The organism is Geodermatophilus amargosae, assembly GCF_900116515.1.
GTDB lineage: Bacteria > Actinomycetota > Actinomycetes > Mycobacteriales > Geodermatophilaceae > Geodermatophilus > Geodermatophilus amargosae.
In genome coordinates this window covers 220,031-239,728 of record NZ_FPBA01000001.1, presented here as the reverse complement: position 1 = coordinate 239,728, position 19,698 = coordinate 220,031, and the positions used below count along the sequence as shown (strand labels likewise).

Sequence of the window (19,698 nt, the reverse complement as noted above, 5' to 3'; positions counted from 1 at the left end):
ATCGTGTTGCGGTGGTCAGGGCCGGTCACGGGCCAAGCGTTCGACCTCGTCGAGGACGAGAGGGTCCGCCGCCGAGGAGAACTTGCGGGCGAAGATGGTCGGGACTGCGCCGTCCCGATGGCGCGCCAGTTCGGGCAGGTCGGCCGAGGTGAGCCATGGAGGGCTCTTCCGAGGCGCACCGTCCCACTTGATGTACCAGGCGCTCCCCATCACCCGACGCTCGAGGAAGTGGGGCGCGAACTCGGGCGTGTGCAGCACCGAGTAGACGAACGTCTCGTCCGGGATCCACGTGGATCGCCAGAACCGGACCAGGTCCGGCCTGGCATCCACTGTCCGGATGACCGCGGCGACGTCCTCCCGTGCGAGCAGCTTCAGCTGCGAGCCACCCGCGATGACGACTCCACGCGGGACCCTCCGGGGTACCGGCAGCACGAGCATGTGCTGACGCCAGGCGCGGAAGCGGAAGCGCAGCCGCCAGAAGCCTCCACCGTGGCCCCACTGCGGGAGCGGCAGGGGCTGGGACGCGGTGACCGACCGGCCCGGCACGGTGGCCAGGTACTCGGTGATGGCCCTCGACGACATGAGCGGATAGTCCGTTCCGGTGAGGACGGCGACGTGGGACGCGGTCGTCTCGAGGGCCGCCCGGTATCCGTCCAGCTCGGCCGCGACCATCTCCCAGCCGCCCCACCCGGTGCGCCGCCGCGGCATCACCGTCACCCGCGCCGGCAGGTCCTCCGTCATCCGACGGAAGGCCTCACGCGGGGTCCGGACGTCGCAGTGGAGGAACACCGGAAAGGGGTCCAGTGCTGTCACCAGCCGACGGACCTGGTCCGGTGCGGTGTGGGCCAGGACCACACAGGCCAGCCCCGGCTCGGGGGCGGCGGGCACGACGCTCACCCGCCGGCATCCGTCGAGGGATCGAGGACCAGCCGGTAGACCGTCGCCGTGGGCCCGGAGGACACGGGCTCCCAGTCCGTGGACCCGGCGAAGGCCCGGGCATAGCGCTCGTAGTCGGGCAGGTGCTGGGTGCCGTACCGGTCGCTGTAGGCCGCAGCGGAGTCGGACACCACCAGATAGCAGTCGATGGTGCACTGTTCCCGCAGGTCGGCGCTGAGCCGGGCTACGAGCGCGGCCGCCGTGGCATCCGATCGAGGTGCGGGCACGAGTACGGCCTCGGGCGAGTAGTAGTCGGCCACGCCCCAGTCGACGTCGACGTAGTCCGCGGTGGTCCTGGTCGGTGAGGCCGCGCCGGTGCCGAGGAGGTAGACCACGGAGCCGGGCTCCGCAGCTCGCTCGACGGCCTGCAGTTGCCGCGCCTCGTCGAGCCGCATGATCCGGGCCCAGTCCATCCCGGTCAGGCCGTAGGCGTTCACTGCCACGAGGACGACCACCCCGCTGACGAGAGCGACGCCGTGGAGCCGGACGGGCATGCGCACCAACGCGGCCGCGATGCACAGCCACGGCAGCGCGAACAGGACGACGCGGAAGATCGTCTCCTGGCCGTAGTCCGAGGCGACGGCCATCGTGACGGGACTCGCGGCCAGCACCATGAGCGTGGTGGACCGCCGATCCCGGTGCTGCCACCAGGACAGCACGGCGAGCAGACCCACGACGACCAGGACCAGCGCCGGCAGGCCGAAGGTCAGACGGGTGGCCAGGGCCTGCTCGTAACTGTTGTAGGACAACGACGGTGGACGGATGTTGTCCACCAGGTTGCCGACGGCGGACGGCGAGACGTAGGCGAGGACCTGGTCGAGGTTGACGAGAGCCCACGCCAGAGCGGGCACGAGCACCGCCGGGACGGGCCACCACGGTCGGACCAGGCGAGAGGCGGCCAACACGACCAGGGTGACGCCCAGCAGGTACGGCGAGATCTGGTGCGACACCGCAAGAGCGCAGGCGAGCACCAGGACCAGCAGTGCGTGACCCAGGCAGCTCCGGCGCGGGAGCGCCGAGAGACGCAGGACGAGAGCGAGGACGGCCAGCGCGAGGAAGAAGCCAAACGACTGTGGGGAGAAGTAGGTGACGTTGAGCGTGTTCGCCAGGACGAATGCCGCGGCTGCCCACCAGGCGCGCTGCCGCGACACCAGCAGACCACCGGCCACGGCCCGGACGGCCAGCGTCGTGGCGACCGTGAGGACGACCGCCCACCAGTTGGCGACGGTGGTGAGCGGGTCGTCCACCCGGGCGACGTCGCTGAACCACGCGGCCCCGGAGAAGAGACCCGTCCACGCCTGGTAGATGTCGGTGCCCGGGAGCAGCGGGAGGCCCGTCCGCACGTACTCGACGACGCCGACGTGCCGGGCAGCGGACATGACGGTCGGAACCCCGTAGACGACGGCCTGTCCGACGACGACCGGTAGCGGGAGCGCCAGGATCGCCAGCCCGGGGCTCCGGCCTCGGAGGGAGGCGAGCAGCGCTGCGGCGAGGATGGCCGCCAGTCCCACGTACCAGACAGGCCCCACCACGACCAGCAGGCCGCCGGGAGGTGGCACCGCTCCGCGGTGCGCCCAGGCGTCTGCGACCGTGGCGGCCACCCCGGCGACGACGAGGGCCCCCGAGATCCACTGGGTCCGGTCCGGGCGGAGAGCCCACCCGTGGCCGTGCCGTCGCAACCGACGGACGTCGAGCACGAGGTGGACGACGAGCCATGCGCCGCTCACGCCGGCCGCGATGGAGAAGGCCGGGACGGGTGCCCACGTCCCGGTCCACGCCATCGCCAGTCCCACGAGGACCGACACCGACAGGCTCGTCGCCATGGCGCTGACGACGAGGGTCGCCGCCGGAGCGGAACGGGAGGTCAGCGCCGGGGCCGCTCCGAGGCCGACGACGAAGACGATCGTGGCACCGACGGCGGCCGCGACGTCCGAGTCCGCCAGGGCGGCGACGGCCATCAGGAGGAGGCCGGTCAGTGCCACTACCGAGAGAGCCACGCGGGTACCCGTGCCGGCCGCGGGCTCGGTGGAGACGATGGGCGCACGGCGATACCACCGGCGCAGCCGGCCGACCCTCGTGGCGGGCACGGCGGCGACTGGAGCAGCCACGGAGCGCTGCGGATCAGCGCGCTCGTCCGGTGCGGTCGGTACCTGCGGTCTGGTCACGGGTCGGTCCCTCTCTCCACCGCGCCTGCCTCTGGTCGGGTCCCGGCTCGGACACCGGACCCCGACCGGCCACGCGTCAGCACGTGGCCGAGATGGCAGACCCACGGCGTGCAGCGTCGCGGTGCGTCTCGTCGCTCATTCCACTCGACCGACGGCGATGGGGGAAAGACGCCACTCGAAGGGTGGACGTGGCTCAACCACCGTAGGCGTCCACTTGGAGCCAGTCGATCTGGATGCGGCCTCGGGCGTCATCCGGCGGCGGGGTGCCCGACCCGTTGGTGCCGGCCTGCATGACCCAGTGCATGGGATCCTGCGGCACGTCGGTGGTCGAGGTGCCGACGAGCCGTCCGTCCAGGTAGAACCTGACGGCGGTGGGGGTCCACTCGACCGTCGTCAAACGCCAGTCGGTCATCGACACACCGGTGTCGAACTGCTCCTTGCCGCCCTCCGGGTTCGCATGGTGAGCGGTGGCGGTGATGCTGCCGTCCAGCCAACCCTCGGGGAAGTCGATCTCCCCGTCTGCGGGCCACTGTTCCGAGTCCGGCCACAGCAGGAAGGCCAGGCCGTAGCCCGGCACCGGGTCCGCCCGCCAACGGACGGAGAAGCGCCCGAACTGCTGGCCGTACGTCTCCTCCGCGGTGAGCGCCGCACCGAGGTACTCGCCTGCCTCGGCGTGCATGTCGAAGACGAGAGCGCCGTCCTCCACGGACAGGACGCGACTCGGGGCGTAGGTACCCACACCACTGGTGTCGCGCCAGCCGTCGGGATAGACGCTCCAGCGCTCGCTGTAGGTCGGACTGGGGAAGGCCCCCACCGGGACGTCCTCGGTGAAGTCCTCTCGGAGGACCGTCCGCCACAGTGGGTCGTCCTGACCTGCCGAGTCGTCCTGACCGACCGAGTCGCCTCGACCTGCCGAGTCGTCCCCAGCGGGCTCGTCCCCGCTGTCCCGTCCGAGCCGCAACGTGGCGAGGACCGCCACCAGTAGCACCACCAGCGTGACCGGCAGGAGCCATCGACGCCGGCGTGGGGACCGCGGCGGGGATGTGGACTCGTGGAGCACCTGGTCCTCGGCGAGCACTACCAGGACCGTCCCGTCGCATCGACGCATCGGGAGGAGGGGCGTCTGCCCGCGCACGGGCTGCACGCTGGCTCCTCAGTCGTCGCCTGTGGCGCCAAGATCGTCGCTCCCATGTCGATGTGCGTTCGTGCAGCCACGAGGTCCGCCATTGACATGGGACAACGCCGTCGTCCCCGCCGTCGTCCCCGCAACGGGTATGAGTCTGGTCACGGGTCTCCGTCGGCTGCGCTCCAGGGTCTCCTCATGCCGTGCGGCTGGCGTCCCGATCCGCGCCGTCCACTCCGAGGGTCTCGCTCTGCCGGGGGAACAGCCGCCCGACGTCGGCCAGGACGGCGCGCCCTCGCCCGTTGCACCGCTCGACGACGAGCGCCCGCAGGACGCGGAGGCCGTCCCGCCAGGTGTCGAGGTTGCTCGTCCCGTGCAGGCGCGGGTGCTCGAAACTGGGCACCTCGGTGATCTGCATGCCGGCCTTCGCCATGCGGGTGTTGATGATGGTCTCGATCTCGAAGCCGTCGCCCCACCGCTGGACGTCCCCGCACTCCGCGCCGGGGTCGAGGTCGAGGGACGGCAGGCAGTGCGCCCAGAACGCGTTGTAGCCGTAGCAGAGGTCGGTGTAACGGGTGCTGAACAGGGCGTTCGCGATCCGGTTGAGCCACCGGTTGCCCCAGGCGCGCAGGGTCGTGATGTCACTGCTACCGCCATCGCCGGCGAAGCGGGTGCCCTTGGCGAAGTCCGCCCCGGCGGTGAGCGCGGCGACGAAGCGCTCGATCTCCTGCCCGTCGGCCGAGCCGTCGGCGTCGAGCATGACGACGACGTCGCCCGTGACGGCCGCGAACCCGCAGGCCATCGCGTTGCCCTTGCCCCGCCGCGTCTGCTGGACGATGCGGACGTCGGGACGCAGCGCCCGCGCCACCTCGACCGTGTCGTCGACGCTGCGACCGTCGACGACGATCACCTCGTGCAGGTCGGAGGGGAGACGGGCGAACACGTGCGGCAGGTTCCGCGCCTCGTTGTAGGTCGGGACGACGACGCTCACGCGCGGGGCCGCGGTGCGGACGGGGACGTGGTGGACGACGGCCTCCGCCGGGGTGCGGACGTCCGTGGAGCTCTGGGTGTCTGTCATGTCTCAGCTCTCGTGCTGGTGCACTGGTCTCCGGGGACTGCGGCCACGGCCTCGTCCGGGGCGCCGGGGGCCACGAGGGGTGCCGCGTGGGCCGAGCGCGAGGGCTCCGGAGGAGGTGGGCCGAGGTGTGGTGCCGGCGGGGTGCCGGGGGCTCGACCACGGGAGCGGCGGGTCGGTCGACCTCGCCGCGGCAGCCTCAGTCGGGAGAGGAGCCGGGGGCGTCGGCGCGGTGGGTGACCGGGTCGACGTCGGAGCCGTGCGGGAGACGGGCTGCCGAGGGCGACGGTGCCGGGATCTGGCCGCCGAGGACGGCCGGGTCCTGCACGGACCCACCGTGCTGACCACCGCCCGAGGCCTGGCTGCCGGTAGCCCCGACGGCGCAGGAGCCGGTCGGGGCCGGCAGGAGCGGCGGCGGCAGCGGAGCCGGCACGGGCGGGGGCGGCGGCGGGGAGGGAGCGCCGCCGGGAGGACTGGGTGCTGCGGCCGTGGCGGGCGCGGCCAGCGCGAGGACCGGGGCCGTCGCGGCCGCACGGTGGCGCCCCTCTGCTGCAGCGTCGTGCGGGCTCGTCCGGGTCGCGGTCGCGGCAGAACGGCCGTCGTCGCCGCCGGGCGCGTGGGCGGCGACCGTCAGGGCCTGCGCCATGGCGTCACAGCTCGGGGACGCGCCGTCCTGCGGTGCCGCCTCCTCCGGGGTGCTGGACGCCTCGACGTCCGCGGTCGCGCTGACCTCGGGCTCCGGGACCGCGGTCTTCGACACCTCCCCGGCCGCGAGGGCGGCGTCGGCGCCGGGAGCGGCCGTCGGGGCCGGGGGCGTGGTGTCCGTGACGGAAGGGGCCGGGGCCTGCCCGGCGGTGCCCGCGTTGCCCGGGAGGGCGGTGGCGGGGGCGGCGGTGCCGGCCGTCGCCGGTGCGGTGGTGCCGGTCGTCGTGGCTGCGGGCGCGGCGGCGGTCACGCTCCCGGTGGCCGGCGTGCCCGTACCGGTGACGGCCGTGCCGGTGCCCGCGGACGGGGTCCCGGTGCCCGCGGACGGAGTGCCGGTGCCCGCGGACGGAGTGCCGGTGCCCGCGGACGGAGTGCCGGTGCCCGCGGACGGAGTGCCGGTGCCCGCGGACGAAGTGCCGGCGTCCCCGTCGGCCGCGGCCGCGGCCGGGGCCGCCGGAGGAGCAGGGTCGGCCGGAGGAGCAGTGGGGACCGGCTGCGTGGAGGGCGTCGCCGGCTCGTCCGCCGGTTCCGACGGTGCCGCCGGCATGCTCACGGACGGCTGGGCGGGACGGGGCGGGTCCACGATCGCGGCCGGTGGGGGCAGCACGCCCGCAGCAGGCGGGGCCGCGGCCTCGGGCAGTGAGGGCGGCCCGGCCGGGCCGCCGGCTCCCGCCCACGGGATGGACCAGCCGCCGGTCGCCGGGTCGGCGGGCGCTCCCTCGTCGGCACGGGCGGCGCCGGACAGGACCCCGAGGACCACCCAGGCGCCGAGCATGATCGCGAGCAGCGCGAGCAGGCGCATCCGGCGGAGGCGCTGGTCAGCGTCACGGGAGACGGACACCACGACGGAGCCGAACGCTCCCGTGGGTTCGCCGCTCCCCAGCACGCTGCCCTCCTCCGGCCACGGCACGCCGGTCGCACCGTGGCGGGGCATGACGCATCCGATGCACGCACACCCCGCGGCGACCTTCCACGCCGGGACGTGCGCGGTCCACGAACTCTCGCGTGAACTTCTCGCTCGCGCGGCCGTGTATGACGCTGAGTAGTCGGGACAGGTCCCGAGAGCAGCGGCTCTGCCCGGTATCGGAGCCCGGGAGGCGCCGCCGGTCAGCTGTGTCCGCGACGGAACCACCGTGGGCGGCGGTATGTGGGGCAGTCGCAGAGCGCACAGTCCCGGCCCCGGCGATAGTGCTCGTGCGCCGTCCGGCCGTGCCCGCAGGTACACGGCCGGCCCGTGGGCGCCGGCGGCTGCTCGACGGCGCGCAGGTGCGGCCGCGGGTCGGACTCTCCGACGTCGGGACCGGCTTCGCTCGGAGTCGGCGGTGGTTCCTCGCTCGGAGCGTGCACCGCAGGCCCCTTCCGACGTCCACCGCGCCGGCGACGGCCGTGGTCAGGACAGGATGGTACGGCTGCGGCCGTCCTGCGCAAGCCGCCGCGACGCGACCCGGCCGGCGGGGGTCCCCTCAGCCGGCCGTGACCATGCTGCGGTCGAGGTCGGCCGGTCGCGCGGCACCCGCCACGGCCAGGACGTGCTGCAGGTCATCGGCGAGGGCCTGCAACGCCTCGCGCACGCCCTCTGCGCCACCGGCGGTCAACGCCCACAGGACCGGCCGGCCGACCAGGACCGCGTCGGCGCCGAGCGCCAGGGCCACGAGGGCGTCGGTGCCGCTGCGGATCCCGCCGTCGACCAGGACCGGCACCCGGCCGCCCACGCCCTCCAGCACGTCCGGCAGAGCGTGGGCGCTGGCCACCACCCGGTCCAGCTGCCGCCCGCCGTGGGTGGAGACGACGACGCCGGCCGCGCCGGCCTCGACGCAGCGGGCCGCCTCGTCGCCACGGAGCACGCCCTTCACCACGACCGGCAGGCCGGAGACCTCGGCGAGGTGGGCGATGGTGTCCGGCGTCATGGAGGGGTCCTGCTCGGCCGCCTCGCGGGCGACTGCGCCGGGCACCAGGTGCTGTGCGAGGTTGACGAGGTAGGTGTCGTCGGGCACGGCGATGCGGACGCCTGTCACCCGGCCCTTCCGGCCGACGTACGGGGTGTCGACGGTGAGCACGAGCGCGCGCGCCCCGGCTGCGGCGGCCCGCCGGACCAGGGCCTCGGTCAGCGCGCGGTCGCGCATCAGGTAGGCCTGGAACCACCACGGGCCGGTCGCGGCGGCGCCGATCTCCTCGAGCGTCCGCGAAGCACGGGTGGAAACGACGGTCAGGCACCCGGCGGCGGCGGCGCCGCGCACGGTCGCGCACTCGCCGTCGGGGTGCGCCAGCGTGTGGAGCGCCATGGGCGCGACGACGAACGGCGAGGCGGCCTCCGTGTCGAGGAGCCGGGTGGCCAGGTCGACCCGTGACACGTCCCGCAGCACACGGGGGCGCAGCCGGTAGTCCCGCCAGGCCGCCTCGGCCCCGCCCAGCGTGACCTCGTCGCCGGCACCGGCCTCGTAGTAGTCCCACACCTCGGGCGGCAGCGCGGCCCGTGCGCGCTCTCGGGACTCGGTCAGCACCCGCAGCACGCCGCCTCCCGTGGTCACCCGGGCCGGTGCGCCCGGAGTGGGAGCGGAGCGTACCGGCGGTGCCGGCGGTGTCCGGGCGACCGGTCGGGAGGAAGACCGCCGACGCCGCCGACCGGGGTCTCCCGGCCGCCCCCGGGACCTCGGTGAGCGACGTGCGGTCACCCGCCGGGTCCGGCGCGGCGCGCTGACCCGGAACGCCCGCTCAGTCCTGCGCGACGGGCAGGCGCTGCGCCGGCGCCTCGAGCGACAGCGCGTCGTCGCGACGGCGCAGCCAGGCCGCCGGCAGCACCAGTCGCGGCGCCACACCCACGAGGACGGCGACCAGCACGGCGACGCCGGACAGGGCCTCGCCGGACTCCTCGACGAACGTGGCCATGGCCGACCACTGCGGGCCGACCCGGCCCGACACGGCGGACAGGCCGACCGAGGCGACGGCGTACAGGCCGAAGGTGGACAGCACCCGGCGCCGGTCCCGGCGCTCGGCCCGGCTGGCGAACGCGAGGACAGCCAGGACGGCGAGCGCGACCAGTGCGCTGACGATCGTGGCACCGGCCGGCGAGGTGAGCTCCGCGAGCACCTGCATCGCCGTGACGTGCACGGTGCCGCCGGCCTTGACCACCGCGATGCCGCCGGCCACCGCGCCGACGACGAGCCACCACGTGCGACGGCCGGGGTTGCGGGCGGCACCGCCGACGGCCGCCAGCGCGGCGGCCCCGAAGAGGGCGGCCACGTACATCCGCGGCAGCGAGTACGGGGCGTCCATGGACAGGACCTGGGCCACCTGGCCAGTGGTGCCGCGCAGGCGGAGCGCGTAGCCGACCGCCTCGAGGGCGACGGCGAGCCCGGCCAGTGCCACGCCCACGGGCGGCAGCGGCACACGCCGTCGGGGAGGACGGGCGGCGGTCGCGCGGCCCGGCGCGGCATCGAGCTTCGCCGTCGTCAGCGGACGGTCGCCACCGGTCCCCGGCGAGCTGCGGTCGGCCAACCGGATGCCCCGACCGAGGACGACGCCGAGCGCGACTGCGACGACCACCCACACGGCGAGCCCGCCGACGATCCACGTCCACACGTACGGACCATCGGCAGGACGGGCCCCGTGTCGCACCGTTGCCCCTCCTCCGTGTGACAGGTGGGGCCGGTGGACCACCCGTCACGGGGTGGACCGGCGAGTGCCCGGCTTGAGGTGGTGGCACATCGTCACAGCAGTAAGGGTTGACAACAGCTTGTGACGACACGCCCGGGTGAAATTCGGAGTGTATCTACATACCTACTCAGAGCTATGTTGCTCGGGTGTTCCTGAAACTCCTCATCGCTCGTCGGGTCATCGGCCTGTTCGCGGTCGCCGGCATGGTCGGCGGAGGTGCCGCCGCGACCCACGAGGCCGTGTTCTCCCGGCCCGCCCCTACCGGGCCGTCGATGGCCACGCAGGCCGCACCGGCGAGGGATGCGTCGGCTCCATCGGCCCGCGCCTCGTCCCCCGTGCCGCGGGGTGCCTCCGGCACGACCGGCTCGAGCAGCGCACCTCTTCCGACGGCTCCGACGGCCTCGGGGTCGTCGTCCGGTGGACAGCCCGCAGCGGTCCCCGGAGCGGGCACGCCGGGCACCACCGCCGCGGACTCCGCTGCCAGCAGCCCCGAGATGTCCGCCTCGACCCCTCCGCCTCCTGCCTCGACCCCTCCGCCTCCCGCCTCGACCGCACCGTCGACGACCAGTCAGGCACCGTCGGCAGGAACGTCGCCCGCTCCTGCCCAGACCGGAGGACCGTCCACCGGGACCTTCACCGGACTCCCCGTCGCGCCGGCGGGTTGGCAGCAGGTCTATGCCGACGACTTCTCCGTCGACGCTTCGTCCGCCCAGGTCGGCCGCAGCTACCCCCGCCTGACGCTGTACCCCGACAACTCCGGAGGAGGCAAGTACCAGACCGAACTCGTCGACGTCTCGGGCGGCACCCTCCGGATGGGCGTCCAGGGCTCCGGCGGACAGGCGCAGGGCTCCGCCCTCACCATCACGAACCCGACGACGCAGTGGGGACAGACGTACGGCCGCTACAGCATCCGGTTCCGCGCGGACCGGGCGTCGGACTCCGGTGCCGCGATGATGCTCTGGCCCGACTCCGACGTGTGGAGCGACGGGGAGACCGACTGCGTCGAGGGGGACTTCGACGGCACGATCCACTCGTTCAACCACCGGGTCGGCGCCAACCCCGAACAGAACAGCCTCGCTGTCGACACGGGGATGAGCTGGCAGGACTGGCACGTGAGCACGGTCGAGTGGACCCCGACCGCCATCCGCTTCTACCTCGACGGCCAACTGATCGGCACCGACACCTCCGCGGTGGCACGGGCGTCGCGACACTGGGTCATCCAGACCGCCGGTACCGGGAGCGGCTCCCTGCAGATCGACTGGGTCGCGATGTACCAGTACACGGGGTGATCGGCGCCCATCCCGATCGTCACGGGGCGAGGACGCGCTGCATCAGCGCAGCGCGTCCTCGCCCTCGGTGTGCGGTGCCCCGGAGATGGACGGCCGGACACCCCGACGTCCCGCTGTGTGACGGCGAGGGACGTGAGGGACCTCCTCAGCCGGCGCGGCGGCCGAGGGCGCGGTAGGTCCAGCCGGCGGCGGTCCAGGTCTCGCGGTCGAGCGCGTTGCGCCCGTCGAGGACCCGCTTCTGCCGCACGAGGGCGCCGAAGGCGACCGGGTCGAGCTCGCGGTACTGGCGCCACTCGGTGAGCACCAGGACGGCGTCGGCGTCGGCCGCGGCCTCCTCCGGGGTGGCGGCGTAGTCCAGGTGCGGCCACTCGCGACGACTGTTCTCCACCGCGGCGGGGTCTGTCACGCAGACCACCGCGCCCTGCAGCTGCAGCTGGGCGGCGACGTTGAGCGCCGGGGAGTCGCGGATGTCGTCGCTGTCGGGCTTGAACGCCGCGCCCAGGACCGCCACGCGCTTGCCCAGCAGCGACCCGTCGAGCACCTCGCGGGCCAGCTCGACCATGCGGATCCGGCGGCGCATGTTGATGTTGTCGACCTCGCGCAGGAACGTGAGCGCCTGGTCGGCACCGAGCTCGCCGGCGCGCGCCATGAACGCGCGGATGTCCTTGGGCAGGCAGCCGCCGCCGAAGCCGAGCCCGGCGTTGAGGAACTTCCGCCCGATGCGGTCGTCGTAGCCGATGGCGTCGGCCAGCAGCTTGACGTCGGCACCGGTGGCCTCGCACAGCTCCGCCATCGCGTTGATGAAGCTGATCTTCGTGGCGAGGAAGCTGTTGGCCGCGGTCTTCACCATCTCGGCGGTGGCGTGGTCGGTGGTGACCTGCGGCGTGCCGCGGGCAACGATCGGCGCGTACACCTCGTCGAGAAGCTGCCGGGCGACCTCGCCGTCCGGGCCGGCGGGCAGTCCGTAGACCAGCCGGTCGGGGTGCAGGGTGTCCTCGACGGCGAAGCCCTCGCGCAGGAACTCCGGGTTCCACGCGAGCAGGGCCCCGGGGACCTTGCCCTCGACCAGTTCGGCCAGCCGCGCCGCCGTCCCCACCGGGACCGTCGACTTGCCGGCCACCAGCTCACCGGGCTGCAGCACCGACAGCAGCGACTCGACGGCCGCGTCCACGTAGCGCAGGTCGGCACCGTACTCGCCGTGCTTCTGCGGCGTGCCCACGCACAGGAAGTGCACCCGGGCGCCCGCGGCGTCGGCCACGTCGGTCGAGAACGACAGCCGGCCGGTCCCGAGGGTGCAGCGGAGCAGGTCCTCGAAGCCGGGCTCGTAGAAGGGGGCCCGGGCGTCGCGCAGGGTCGCCACCTTGCGCTCGTCGACGTCGATCCCGACCACCTCGTGGCCGAGCTCCGCCATGGACGCAGCGTGGACGGCGCCGAGGTAGCCGCAGCCGATGACCGAGATGCGCACCGCCGCCTCCTCGCGTCCGACACTTAGCCCCCGAAGTGCATCACGTCGGCGGTGGGCACGCCCATCGGGCCTCCCCGAACGGGCGAGGGCCCCCGTCCTGGGCAGGATGGGGGCATGCCCGAGACCCGCGCCCGGCTCGACGACGCCCAGACCGCCGCGGTGGCCCGCTACCGCTCCGGCCTCGGGCCGCTGCCCGACCTCCCGCCCGCCGGCGAGTACGAGGACGCGCAGGGCGTGCTCGTCGCCACGGCGGCCGGCGGCGACCTGACCGTCGTCGAGGTGCCGCGCTGGGAGCAGCCCTCCACGGTGGCCGAGCAGCTGCACGACCGGGGCTGGACGGAGGTCGCGGCGTGGGTGGGGCTGCCGCCCGACGACGTCGCCGGGCTGCCGCAGCGGCTGCTGGTGCTGCTGCCCGCGGCCGGGCTCGCGCCGGACTCGGCGGCGCTGGCGGGCGCCGCCGCGGCCTGGGCGGCCGTGCGGGACGGCGGCCGGGACGTCGTCGTCGTGCCCGTGCCGGTCACCCCGGGGGCGCCGGAGGCCGGGCCGGAGGAGTTGGCCGCCACACACGGCGCGTCCCTGGCCGGCAGCCGGCCGTGGTCCGGGACGGCGCGCACCGGCGGCACCGTGGTGCTGTGCACCGGCCTGTCCGGCGCGGGGAAGTCCACGATCGCAGCGCGGCTGGTCGAGCTGCTCATCGAGGCCGGCCGCACGGTCACGCTGCTCGACGGCGACGAGGTGCGGCACTCGCTGTCCGCCGGCCTCGGCTTCTCGAAGGCCGACCGCGACACCAACGTCCGCCGGATCGGCTGGGTCGCCGCCCGCATCGCCAAGCACGGCGGGATCGCCGTCTGCGCGCCGATCGCCCCCTACGCCGAGGTGCGCGCCGACGTCCGGCGCGAGGTGGAGGCGCAGGCCGGTCCGGGCAGCTTCATCCTGGTGCACGTGGCGACGTCGCTGGCCGACTGCGAGGCCCGCGACCGCAAGGGCCTCTACGCCCGGGCGCGGGCCGGGGAGATCCCGGCCTTCACCGGGATCAGCGACCCCTACGAGACGCCGGCCGACGCCGAGGTCGCCGTGCAGACCGCGGGGCGGAGCATCGACGAGTGCGCCCGGCAGGTGCTCGAGGCGGTGCTCAGCCGGTCGTCGTGAGGTGGGCCTGGACGGCGGCGCGCCAGTCACGCGGTGAGTAGCCGGTCGCCTCCAGCTTCGCCAGGTCCAGCACGCTGTTGAGCGGCCGCGGCGCGAGGTCGGGCTTGTCGGCGGTGTACTCGGCGGTGCTCACCCGCCGCACGTCCTGGGGGTCGCGGCCGCGCGCGGCGAACACGACCTCCGCCACGTCGGCCCAGGACGCCGGCTCCCCGCCGCACGTGACGTTGTAGGTGCCCGTCAGTCCGGCGTCGACGAGATGGTCGACGGCGGCGGCGAGGTCGTCGGCGAGGGTGGGCCGGCCGACCTGGTCGGCGACCACCGAGGGGCCGACGCCGCGGTCGGCGAGGCCGGCCATGGTCCGCACGAAGTTGCGCCCCTCCCCCACCACCCAGGTGGTGCGCAGCAGCAGGTGGCGGTCGAGCGCGGTGACCAGCGCGTCGCCGTCGGCCTTGCTCTGCCCGTAGACGCTCAGCGGGTGCACCGGGGCGTCCTCCGGGATCGGCCCGGGATGGGTGCCGTCGAAGACGTACTCGGTGGAGAAGTGCACGAGGAGGAACCCGTGCGCGCGGGCGGCGTCTGCCAGGGCGCCGACGCCGTCGACGTTGACCGCCCGCACGGCGGCGTGGTTGGCCGGGTCCTGCGCGGCGTCGACGGCGGTCCAGGCGGCGGCGTTGACCACCAGGTCGACGCCGGCCCAGTCGTGCGCGGCGACGGCGGCCGGGTCGCCGCCGTCGAGGTCGGCCCGGGTCAGCGCCAGTGCGTCGGGGAACCGGCGGGTCAGCGCGCGGCCGACCTGCCCGCCGGCGCCGAGGACGACCGCCGTCACTGGCCGCGGGCGGCGTAGGCCGCCTCCACGCGCTCCTTCTGCGGGGCCCACCAGTCCTCGTTGTCGCGGTACCACTCGATGGTCGCGGCCAGGCCGTCGCGGAACTCGGTGTAGCGGGGCCGCCAGCCCAGCTCCTCGCGCACCTTGGTCGCGTCGATGGCGTAGCGCAGGTCGTGCCCGGCCCGGTCGGTGACCGAGTCGAAGGCGTCGGCCGGCCGGCCCATCAGCTCGAGGATCGTGGCGAGGACGGTGCGGTTGTCCACCTCGCCGTCGGCACCGATGAGGTAGGTCTGCCCCGCGCGGCCGCGCTCGAGGACCTCGTGCACCGCGGCGTTGTGGTCGTCGACGTGGATCCAGTCGCGCACGTTCTGGCCGGCGCCGTAGAGCCGCGGCCGCCGCCCGGCGAGCACGTTGGTGATCTGGCGCGGGATGAACTTCTCGACGTGCTGGTAGGGCCCGTAGTTGTTCGAGCAGTTGGAGATGGTCGCCTGCACGCCGTAGGAGCGCACCCACGCGCGCACCAGCAGGTCGGAGGCCGCCTTGGTCGAGGAGTACGGGCTCGACGGGTTGTACGGCGTCTCGGGCGTGAACTTGCGCGGGTCGTCGAGCTCGAGATCGCCGTAGACCTCGTCGGTGGAGACGTGGTGGAAGCGCACGCCGTGCCGGCGCACCGCCTCGAGCAGCGTGTAGGTGCCCACGACGTTGGTCTGCAGGAACGGCTCCGGGTCGGCCAGCGAGTTGTCGTTGTGGCTCTCGGCCGCGAAGTGGACGACGGCGTCGCTGGCGCCGACCAGCTCGTCGACCAGCGCGGCTTCGGTGATCGACCCGTGCACGAAGGTGATCGCGTCCTCCACGCCGGCCAGCGAGGCCTCGTTGCCCGCGTAGGTGAGGGCGTCGAGGACGGTCACCTCGTACTGCGGGAAGCGCTCGACGGTCTGGTGGACGAAGTTGGCGCCGATGAAACCGGCTCCACCGGTCACCAGCAGACGACGGATCTGGCTCACGGCCGCCAGGGTGTCAGAGGGGCGGCCCGATCCCGGTGTGCCGCTCACCCCGCGGGATGAGGTCGCCCGGCGTCAGTTGGCGCCGTCGCGGCGCAGGACCGCGCGCACCGTGCGCCACAGGATCGCGAGGTCCAGGCCGAACGACCAGTTCTCCACGTAACGGATGTCGAGCTCGACCGACTCGTCCCACGACAGGTCCGAGCGGCCGCTGACCTGCCACAGGCCGGTGATGCCCGGCTTGACCAGCAGCCGGCGGTGCTTGTCGGCGCCGTACTGCTCCACCTCGCGGATGACGTGCGGGCGGGGACCGACCAGCGACATGTCCCCCTTGAGCACGTTGACCAGCTGCGGCAGCTCGTCGAGGGAGAACGAGCGCAGCCAGGCCCCGACCCGGGTGACGCGTGGGTCGCAGCGCAGCTTGAACTGGACGTCGTTGCCCTCGTTCAGGGTCATCAGCGCCTCGATGCGCGAGTCGGCGTCGGCCACCATGCTGCGGAACTTTAGGAGGTCGAACTCCCGCCCGCGCTTGCCGATGCGGCGGTGGCGGTACAGGGCCGGCCCGCGGCTGGTGGCCTGGACGGCGAGGGCGATGCCAAGCAGCAGCGGGGGAGCCCAGGAGCAGCAGCACGCCGACGACGGCGCGGTCGACGAGGGACTTCGCCACGCGGCACCAGCCCCGAAGTCCGGCTCCTGGACCTGGATGAGCGGCACGGTCGACGTGGGCCGGACCAGGGACCCACTGCTCGCAGGTCGGCCCTTGACCGCTGCGAGTTGAGCCCTCCGGGGCGCGGACCGGTCCCGGAGCCCCGTCTTCCACCCTCCTGGGGAGACTGTGACCGCCGGTCGCCCCCTTCTCCACCCAGGACGTCACACAGTGTGGAACCTGCTCACCCCGCCGGGTGGGACGGAGGCGCGTTCCGGCAGGCCAGCGCCTAGCCTCGGGACAACGACCAGACAACGGGGGTCACTGTGAGCGACGACGAGGGACGTAGCGGGTCCACGCTCGTCGAAGACGAAGCCGTCAACACCGGGCGACCTCCCCGGCGACGGCGGGGACTGCGCCGCTTCCTCGTGGCGCTGGGCGTCCTGGTCCTGCTGGTGGTGGCGGTGGTCGGCGGCGGGCTGTGGTTCCTGACCGACCGCTACGGCGGCAACGTCGACCGGGTCGCCGGCGTCTTCACCGACCTCGACGAGGACGCCCGCCCAGCGCCGGCCACGCCCACCGAGGAGACGTCCGCCGAGCCGGTCACCTTCCTGCTGGTCGGCAGCGACAGCCGCGGCACCGTCAACGAGGGCATCGCCGCCGGAGGCCGCTCCGACGCGATCATGATCGCCCGCTTCTCCGGCGACCGACAGCACGCCCAGCTGGTGTCCATTCCCCGGGACTCGTGGGTCGACATCCCCGGGTACGGGACGAACAAGATCAACGCGGCGTACGCGTTCGCCGGGCCGACGCTGCTCATCCAGACCGTCGAGCAACTCACCCGCGTCCGCATCGACCACTACGTGGCCATCGACTTCGAGGGCATCGTGCAGGTCACCGACGACCTGGGCGGGGTCGACGTCGTCGTCGCCGAGACCACCAGCAACGGGCCGTACACGTTCCCGGCCGGGGTCAACCACCTCGACGGCGACCAGGCGCGCTGGTACCTCGGGCAGCGCTACGGCCTGGAGGGCGGCGACTTCGACCGGGTGCGCCGTCAGCAGCAGTTCATCGAGGCGGTCTTCGGCCAGCTGTTCAGCTCCGGGACGCTGTCCGACCCCGGCCGGCTCGACGCCGCGCTGCTCGCCGTCACCAGCGCGGTCGCCGTCGACGACACACTCGGAAACGGCGACCTGCTGTCGCTGGCCTACTCTCTGCGCGACCTGCGCCCGGAGGCCGTCGACTCCTTCACCGCCCCGGTGCTCGGCACCGGCACGGAGGGCGCGGCCAACGTCGTCTACCTCAACCGGGTCACCGGCGACCGCATGTGGGCCTACCTCCAGAACGACTCGCTGTCGCAGAACACCGCCGAGTTCGACACCGAGGCACTGCCCGACGTGCCCCGCTGACCCCGGGTCCCCGCCCGTCACGGACACCTCACGCGTTCGTGATCACCGGGCCCACGGGCGCACAGGATGCGGGCGTGGCTTTCCTCCTCGGGTCGACCTGGCTGGCACTGCACGTGTGGGTCGCCGAGCACGGGCACGTGCTGATGGCCGCGGCGGTGTGCGGCGCCGCGCCCGCGTGGTCGCTGGCGCGCCGCTCCGCCTCCGTCTGAGCCCTGCGGGCTGCCAGACTGGCGGCGTGACACGCCGCCGCGCATGGATGCGGCACCTGCACGTGCACCGGTTCCGGTGGCTGGCCGACGACCCGTTCAGCGGCTCGGGCCTCTACACCTGCCGCTGCGGCGTGGTGCGCCTCGGGCTCTGACGCTCAGCGACGACGGAGCAGCAGGAGCCCGGACAACGAGAGCATCCCGGCCGCCCAGCCGGTGAGCACGAAGATGTCGCCCTGGTGGAGCCCGTGGTCCTCGGCGACGCGCAGCAGCACCGGGCCCTCGTTGTAGTACTCACCGGTCACCAGCAGGAGCCCGAACACGGTCAGCATCACAGCGACGACGAGCGCGAACAGCCAGCGGAGGACGACGTCGGCGGTCACCCGCCCTGGCGCCGGAGCACCTGTCCGACGGTCTTCAGGACGATCTTCACGTCGAGCCACGGCGACCAGTTCTCGATGTAGTAGTTGTCGAAGCGGGTACGGTCCTCGATCGAGGTGTCGCCCCGCAGGCCGTGCGCCTCGCCCACCCGGTCAATCCTGCGGGCACGCGGTGCCGGGCGGTGTACCGGGGGTGTGCGTGGAGAACTGGTCGACGAAGTGCGGCCGCTCGGGACGGGGGGCCGACCAGGCTCATGTCGCCACGCACGATGTTCCAGAGCTGCGGCAGCTCGCCCAGGAGGTGGCCATCGTGCCCGGTGGAAGGTAGCCAAACAATCACACCGCGTCACTCGATGCGAGGAGAGGGCCTGGTCCGAGGCGACGTGACCTTCCCGGCCACACCTACCGTCAGCGCATGCGGCTCCTCTTCGTCTGCACCGGCAACATCTGCCGGTCCCCGATGGCCGAGAGACTGGCCGCCGCGTGGGCGCGACAGTCACTCGAGGGCAGTCCGGAGATGAATGGCCTGGAGGTCGTGAGCGCGGGCACCTCGGCTCGGCATGGACAGGCCATGGACGCGGCGAGTGCTCGGGCCCTGCACCGGGTCGGCGGTGACCCTGCGGGGTTCACCAGTCAGCAACTGACCAGCGGCCTGGCCGCGGACGCCGACCTGGTGCTGACCATGACCCGGGAACACCGCCGCGCGGTGCTGCGCACGACTCCCCGGGGGTTGCGGCGCACGTTCACGCTCCCCGAGGCGGCAGCCCTGCTCGGCCGGGTGGACCAGCGCGACCTGGTGACGATGCCGCTGGCGGCACGAACCCGCGAGCTCGCCGCTCGCCTCGACGCCGCCCGGGCATACCGCGCGGGCTCCGCCACCGACGACGTCCCCGACCCGATCGGTCGGCGTGCCGCGGTGCACGACCAGGTGGCACGCACCATCGCGACGGCCCTGCGCCCGCTGGCCGATGTCCTGTTCGCCAGCGTCCGGACCCATCCCGTCGTCCACATCCCGGCCTGAGGACCTCACACCGCCCCCGGTCATCGCGAGGCGGGCTGCTCCCCCGCCAGCGCGACGACGCGGGCCAGCAGGGGCAACAGCGCCTCCGCGACGGCTTCCCCGGCCTGCAGGTGCTCGGTGAGCGGCCCCCCGATGGGGTCGTAGACGTCGTCCTCCGGGCCGCCGTGTCGTCGCGACCGCAGTCGGTGCATTTCGAGAACGAGGGCGCGGGCGCGCTGGGCAAGCCCATCACCCCGGAAGTCGACGTCCTCGGGGATCTGCCCGACCAGGTCGGCAGCCTCCCGCAAGGTGAAGGTCCGGGACAACGCTCGCGGCGCCAGGGTGAGCACGTCCCGCCGGTGGGCCCGGGTCATCGTGAGCACCAGGTCCGCGTCACCGATGAGCTCCTGGCGCAGGAGTCGCGCCCGGAACCCCGTCGGGTCTCCGCCCAGGCTTAACAGGACCCGCGCGCTGTCGGGGTGCATGCTCGAACCGACAACGGCATGCGTGCCGGCGCTGCGTAGCCGGATCTCACTGGTACGCCCGCCGAACGCTTCGTCCAGGTACGCCCGGCCGAGACGCTCGGCAAGGGCCGAGCGGCAAATGTTGCCCGTGCACACCAGCAGGACGGTGAGCTCTGTCGCGGGCGACCGGCGGAGGGGCACCCTG

19 protein-coding genes and 1 pseudogene are annotated in these 19,698 nt (G+C 73.7%); 6 read left to right on the top strand and 14 right to left on the bottom strand.

The features are described from left to right. Positions 1 to 15 precede the first annotated feature (15 nt). The 7 genes from BM414_RS28190 to BM414_RS01075 form a co-directional block, all read right to left on the bottom strand. A complete protein-coding gene (locus BM414_RS28190) occupies positions 16 to 897 on the bottom strand; it encodes a beta-1,6-N-acetylglucosaminyltransferase (RefSeq protein ID WP_175551368.1) in 882 nt (293 codons plus the stop codon). Continuing rightward, positions 894 to 3,023 carry a hypothetical protein gene (locus BM414_RS28985; protein ID WP_175551367.1) on the bottom strand — a complete coding sequence of 710 codons (2,130 nt, stop codon included), beginning with the start codon at positions 3,021 to 3,023 and terminating at the stop codon, positions 894 to 896. Before BM414_RS28985 ends, BM414_RS28190 begins: the two co-directional genes overlap by 4 nt. 271 nt (positions 3,024 to 3,294) lie before the next feature. Further along, positions 3,295 to 3,915, bottom strand: a complete 621-nt coding sequence (locus BM414_RS01095; protein WP_139245678.1) for a glycoside hydrolase family 16 protein — start codon at positions 3,913 to 3,915, stop codon at positions 3,295 to 3,297. Positions 3,916 to 4,420: 505 nt separating this feature from the next. After that, positions 4,421 to 5,302: a glycosyltransferase family 2 protein gene (locus BM414_RS01090; RefSeq protein ID WP_093577605.1), complete on the bottom strand. Its 882-nt coding sequence runs from the start codon at positions 5,300 to 5,302 to the stop codon at positions 4,421 to 4,423. Positions 5,303 to 5,498: 196 nt separating this feature from the next. Further along, entirely contained in the window at positions 5,499 to 6,938 is a 1,440-nt protein-coding gene (locus BM414_RS28185; protein ID WP_139245677.1) for a hypothetical protein, read from the bottom strand. Positions 6,939 to 7,467: 529 nt separating this feature from the next. After that, positions 7,468 to 8,514 carry an alpha-hydroxy acid oxidase gene (locus BM414_RS01080; protein ID WP_245784373.1) on the bottom strand — a complete coding sequence of 349 codons (1,047 nt, stop codon included), beginning with the start codon at positions 8,512 to 8,514 and terminating at the stop codon, positions 7,468 to 7,470. A gap of 202 nt (positions 8,515 to 8,716) precedes the next feature. Continuing rightward, positions 8,717 to 9,583, bottom strand: a complete 867-nt coding sequence (locus BM414_RS01075) for a hypothetical protein (protein WP_093577604.1) — start codon at positions 9,581 to 9,583, stop codon at positions 8,717 to 8,719. A 569-nt stretch (positions 9,584 to 10,152) separates the two neighbouring features. Between BM414_RS01075 and BM414_RS01070 the strand changes: the two genes are divergently transcribed. Continuing rightward, positions 10,153 to 10,947, top strand: a complete 795-nt coding sequence (locus BM414_RS01070; RefSeq protein WP_175551366.1) for a glycoside hydrolase family 16 protein — start codon at positions 10,153 to 10,155, stop codon at positions 10,945 to 10,947. A 145-nt stretch (positions 10,948 to 11,092) separates the two neighbouring features. On the opposite strand, the gene BM414_RS01065 is transcribed toward BM414_RS01070, so the two are convergent. Next, a complete protein-coding gene (locus tag BM414_RS01065) occupies positions 11,093 to 12,412 on the bottom strand; it encodes a UDP-glucose dehydrogenase family protein (protein WP_093577602.1) in 1,320 nt (439 codons plus the stop codon). A gap of 114 nt (positions 12,413 to 12,526) precedes the next feature. On the opposite strand from BM414_RS01065, the gene cysC reads away from it, so the two are divergent. Beyond that, entirely contained in the window at positions 12,527 to 13,561 is a 1,035-nt protein-coding gene (gene cysC / locus BM414_RS01060) for an adenylyl-sulfate kinase (RefSeq protein ID WP_093577601.1), read from the top strand. On the opposite strand, the gene BM414_RS01055 is transcribed toward cysC, so the two are convergent. The 3 genes from BM414_RS01055 to BM414_RS01045 all read right to left on the bottom strand — a co-directional run bounded on the left by BM414_RS01055 (position 13,545) and on the right by BM414_RS01045 (position 16,102). After that, positions 13,545 to 14,387, bottom strand: a complete 843-nt coding sequence (locus tag BM414_RS01055; protein ID WP_175551365.1) for an SDR family oxidoreductase — start codon at positions 14,385 to 14,387, stop codon at positions 13,545 to 13,547. The genes cysC and BM414_RS01055 overlap by 17 nt on opposite strands. Continuing rightward, on the bottom strand, positions 14,384 to 15,391 hold the full coding sequence (rfbB, locus tag BM414_RS01050) for a dTDP-glucose 4,6-dehydratase (RefSeq protein WP_245784372.1): 1,008 nt from the start codon (positions 15,389 to 15,391) through the stop codon (positions 14,384 to 14,386). The genes BM414_RS01055 and rfbB overlap by 4 nt, the downstream gene beginning before the upstream one ends. Before the next feature lie 72 nt (positions 15,392 to 15,463). Next, complete coding sequence (locus BM414_RS01045) at positions 15,464 to 16,102, bottom strand: sugar transferase (RefSeq protein WP_245784371.1); 639 nt, start codon at positions 16,100 to 16,102, stop codon at positions 15,464 to 15,466. Positions 16,103 to 16,360: 258 nt separating this feature from the next. Between BM414_RS01045 and BM414_RS01040 the strand changes: the two genes are divergently transcribed. The 3 genes from BM414_RS01040 to BM414_RS31235 all read left to right on the top strand — a co-directional run bounded on the left by BM414_RS01040 (position 16,361) and on the right by BM414_RS31235 (position 17,804). Next, positions 16,361 to 17,443 carry an LCP family protein gene (locus tag BM414_RS01040; RefSeq protein WP_093577599.1) on the top strand — a complete coding sequence of 361 codons (1,083 nt, stop codon included), beginning with the start codon at positions 16,361 to 16,363 and terminating at the stop codon, positions 17,441 to 17,443. Between the two features lie 74 nt (positions 17,444 to 17,517). Next, on the top strand, positions 17,518 to 17,652 hold the full coding sequence (locus BM414_RS31240) for a hypothetical protein (protein WP_281246701.1): 135 nt from the start codon (positions 17,518 to 17,520) through the stop codon (positions 17,650 to 17,652). A gap of 26 nt (positions 17,653 to 17,678) precedes the next feature. Next, positions 17,679 to 17,804 carry a hypothetical protein gene (locus BM414_RS31235; RefSeq protein ID WP_281246700.1) on the top strand — a complete coding sequence of 42 codons (126 nt, stop codon included), beginning with the start codon at positions 17,679 to 17,681 and terminating at the stop codon, positions 17,802 to 17,804. Positions 17,805 to 17,807: 3 nt separating this feature from the next. Here BM414_RS31235 and BM414_RS01035 read toward each other — a convergent pair whose 3' ends face one another. Then, positions 17,808 to 18,032: a hypothetical protein gene (locus BM414_RS01035; protein ID WP_093577598.1), complete on the bottom strand. Its 225-nt coding sequence runs from the start codon at positions 18,030 to 18,032 to the stop codon at positions 17,808 to 17,810. Continuing rightward, a pseudogene (locus BM414_RS31695) lies at positions 18,029 to 18,285 on the bottom strand (sugar transferase). Before BM414_RS31695 ends, BM414_RS01035 begins: the two are co-directional and overlap by 4 nt. A 159-nt stretch (positions 18,286 to 18,444) precedes the next feature. Here BM414_RS31695 and BM414_RS01025 point away from each other — a divergent pair. Continuing rightward, on the top strand, positions 18,445 to 19,050 hold the full coding sequence (locus BM414_RS01025) for an arsenate reductase/protein-tyrosine-phosphatase family protein (RefSeq protein ID WP_093577597.1): 606 nt from the start codon (positions 18,445 to 18,447) through the stop codon (positions 19,048 to 19,050). 20 nt (positions 19,051 to 19,070) lie between these two features. Here the strand turns inward: BM414_RS01025 and BM414_RS01020 are convergent, their stop codons facing one another. Continuing rightward, entirely contained in the window at positions 19,071 to 19,694 is a 624-nt protein-coding gene (locus tag BM414_RS01020; protein WP_217644454.1) for an arsenate reductase/protein-tyrosine-phosphatase family protein, read from the bottom strand. Positions 19,695 to 19,698 lie beyond the last annotated feature (4 nt).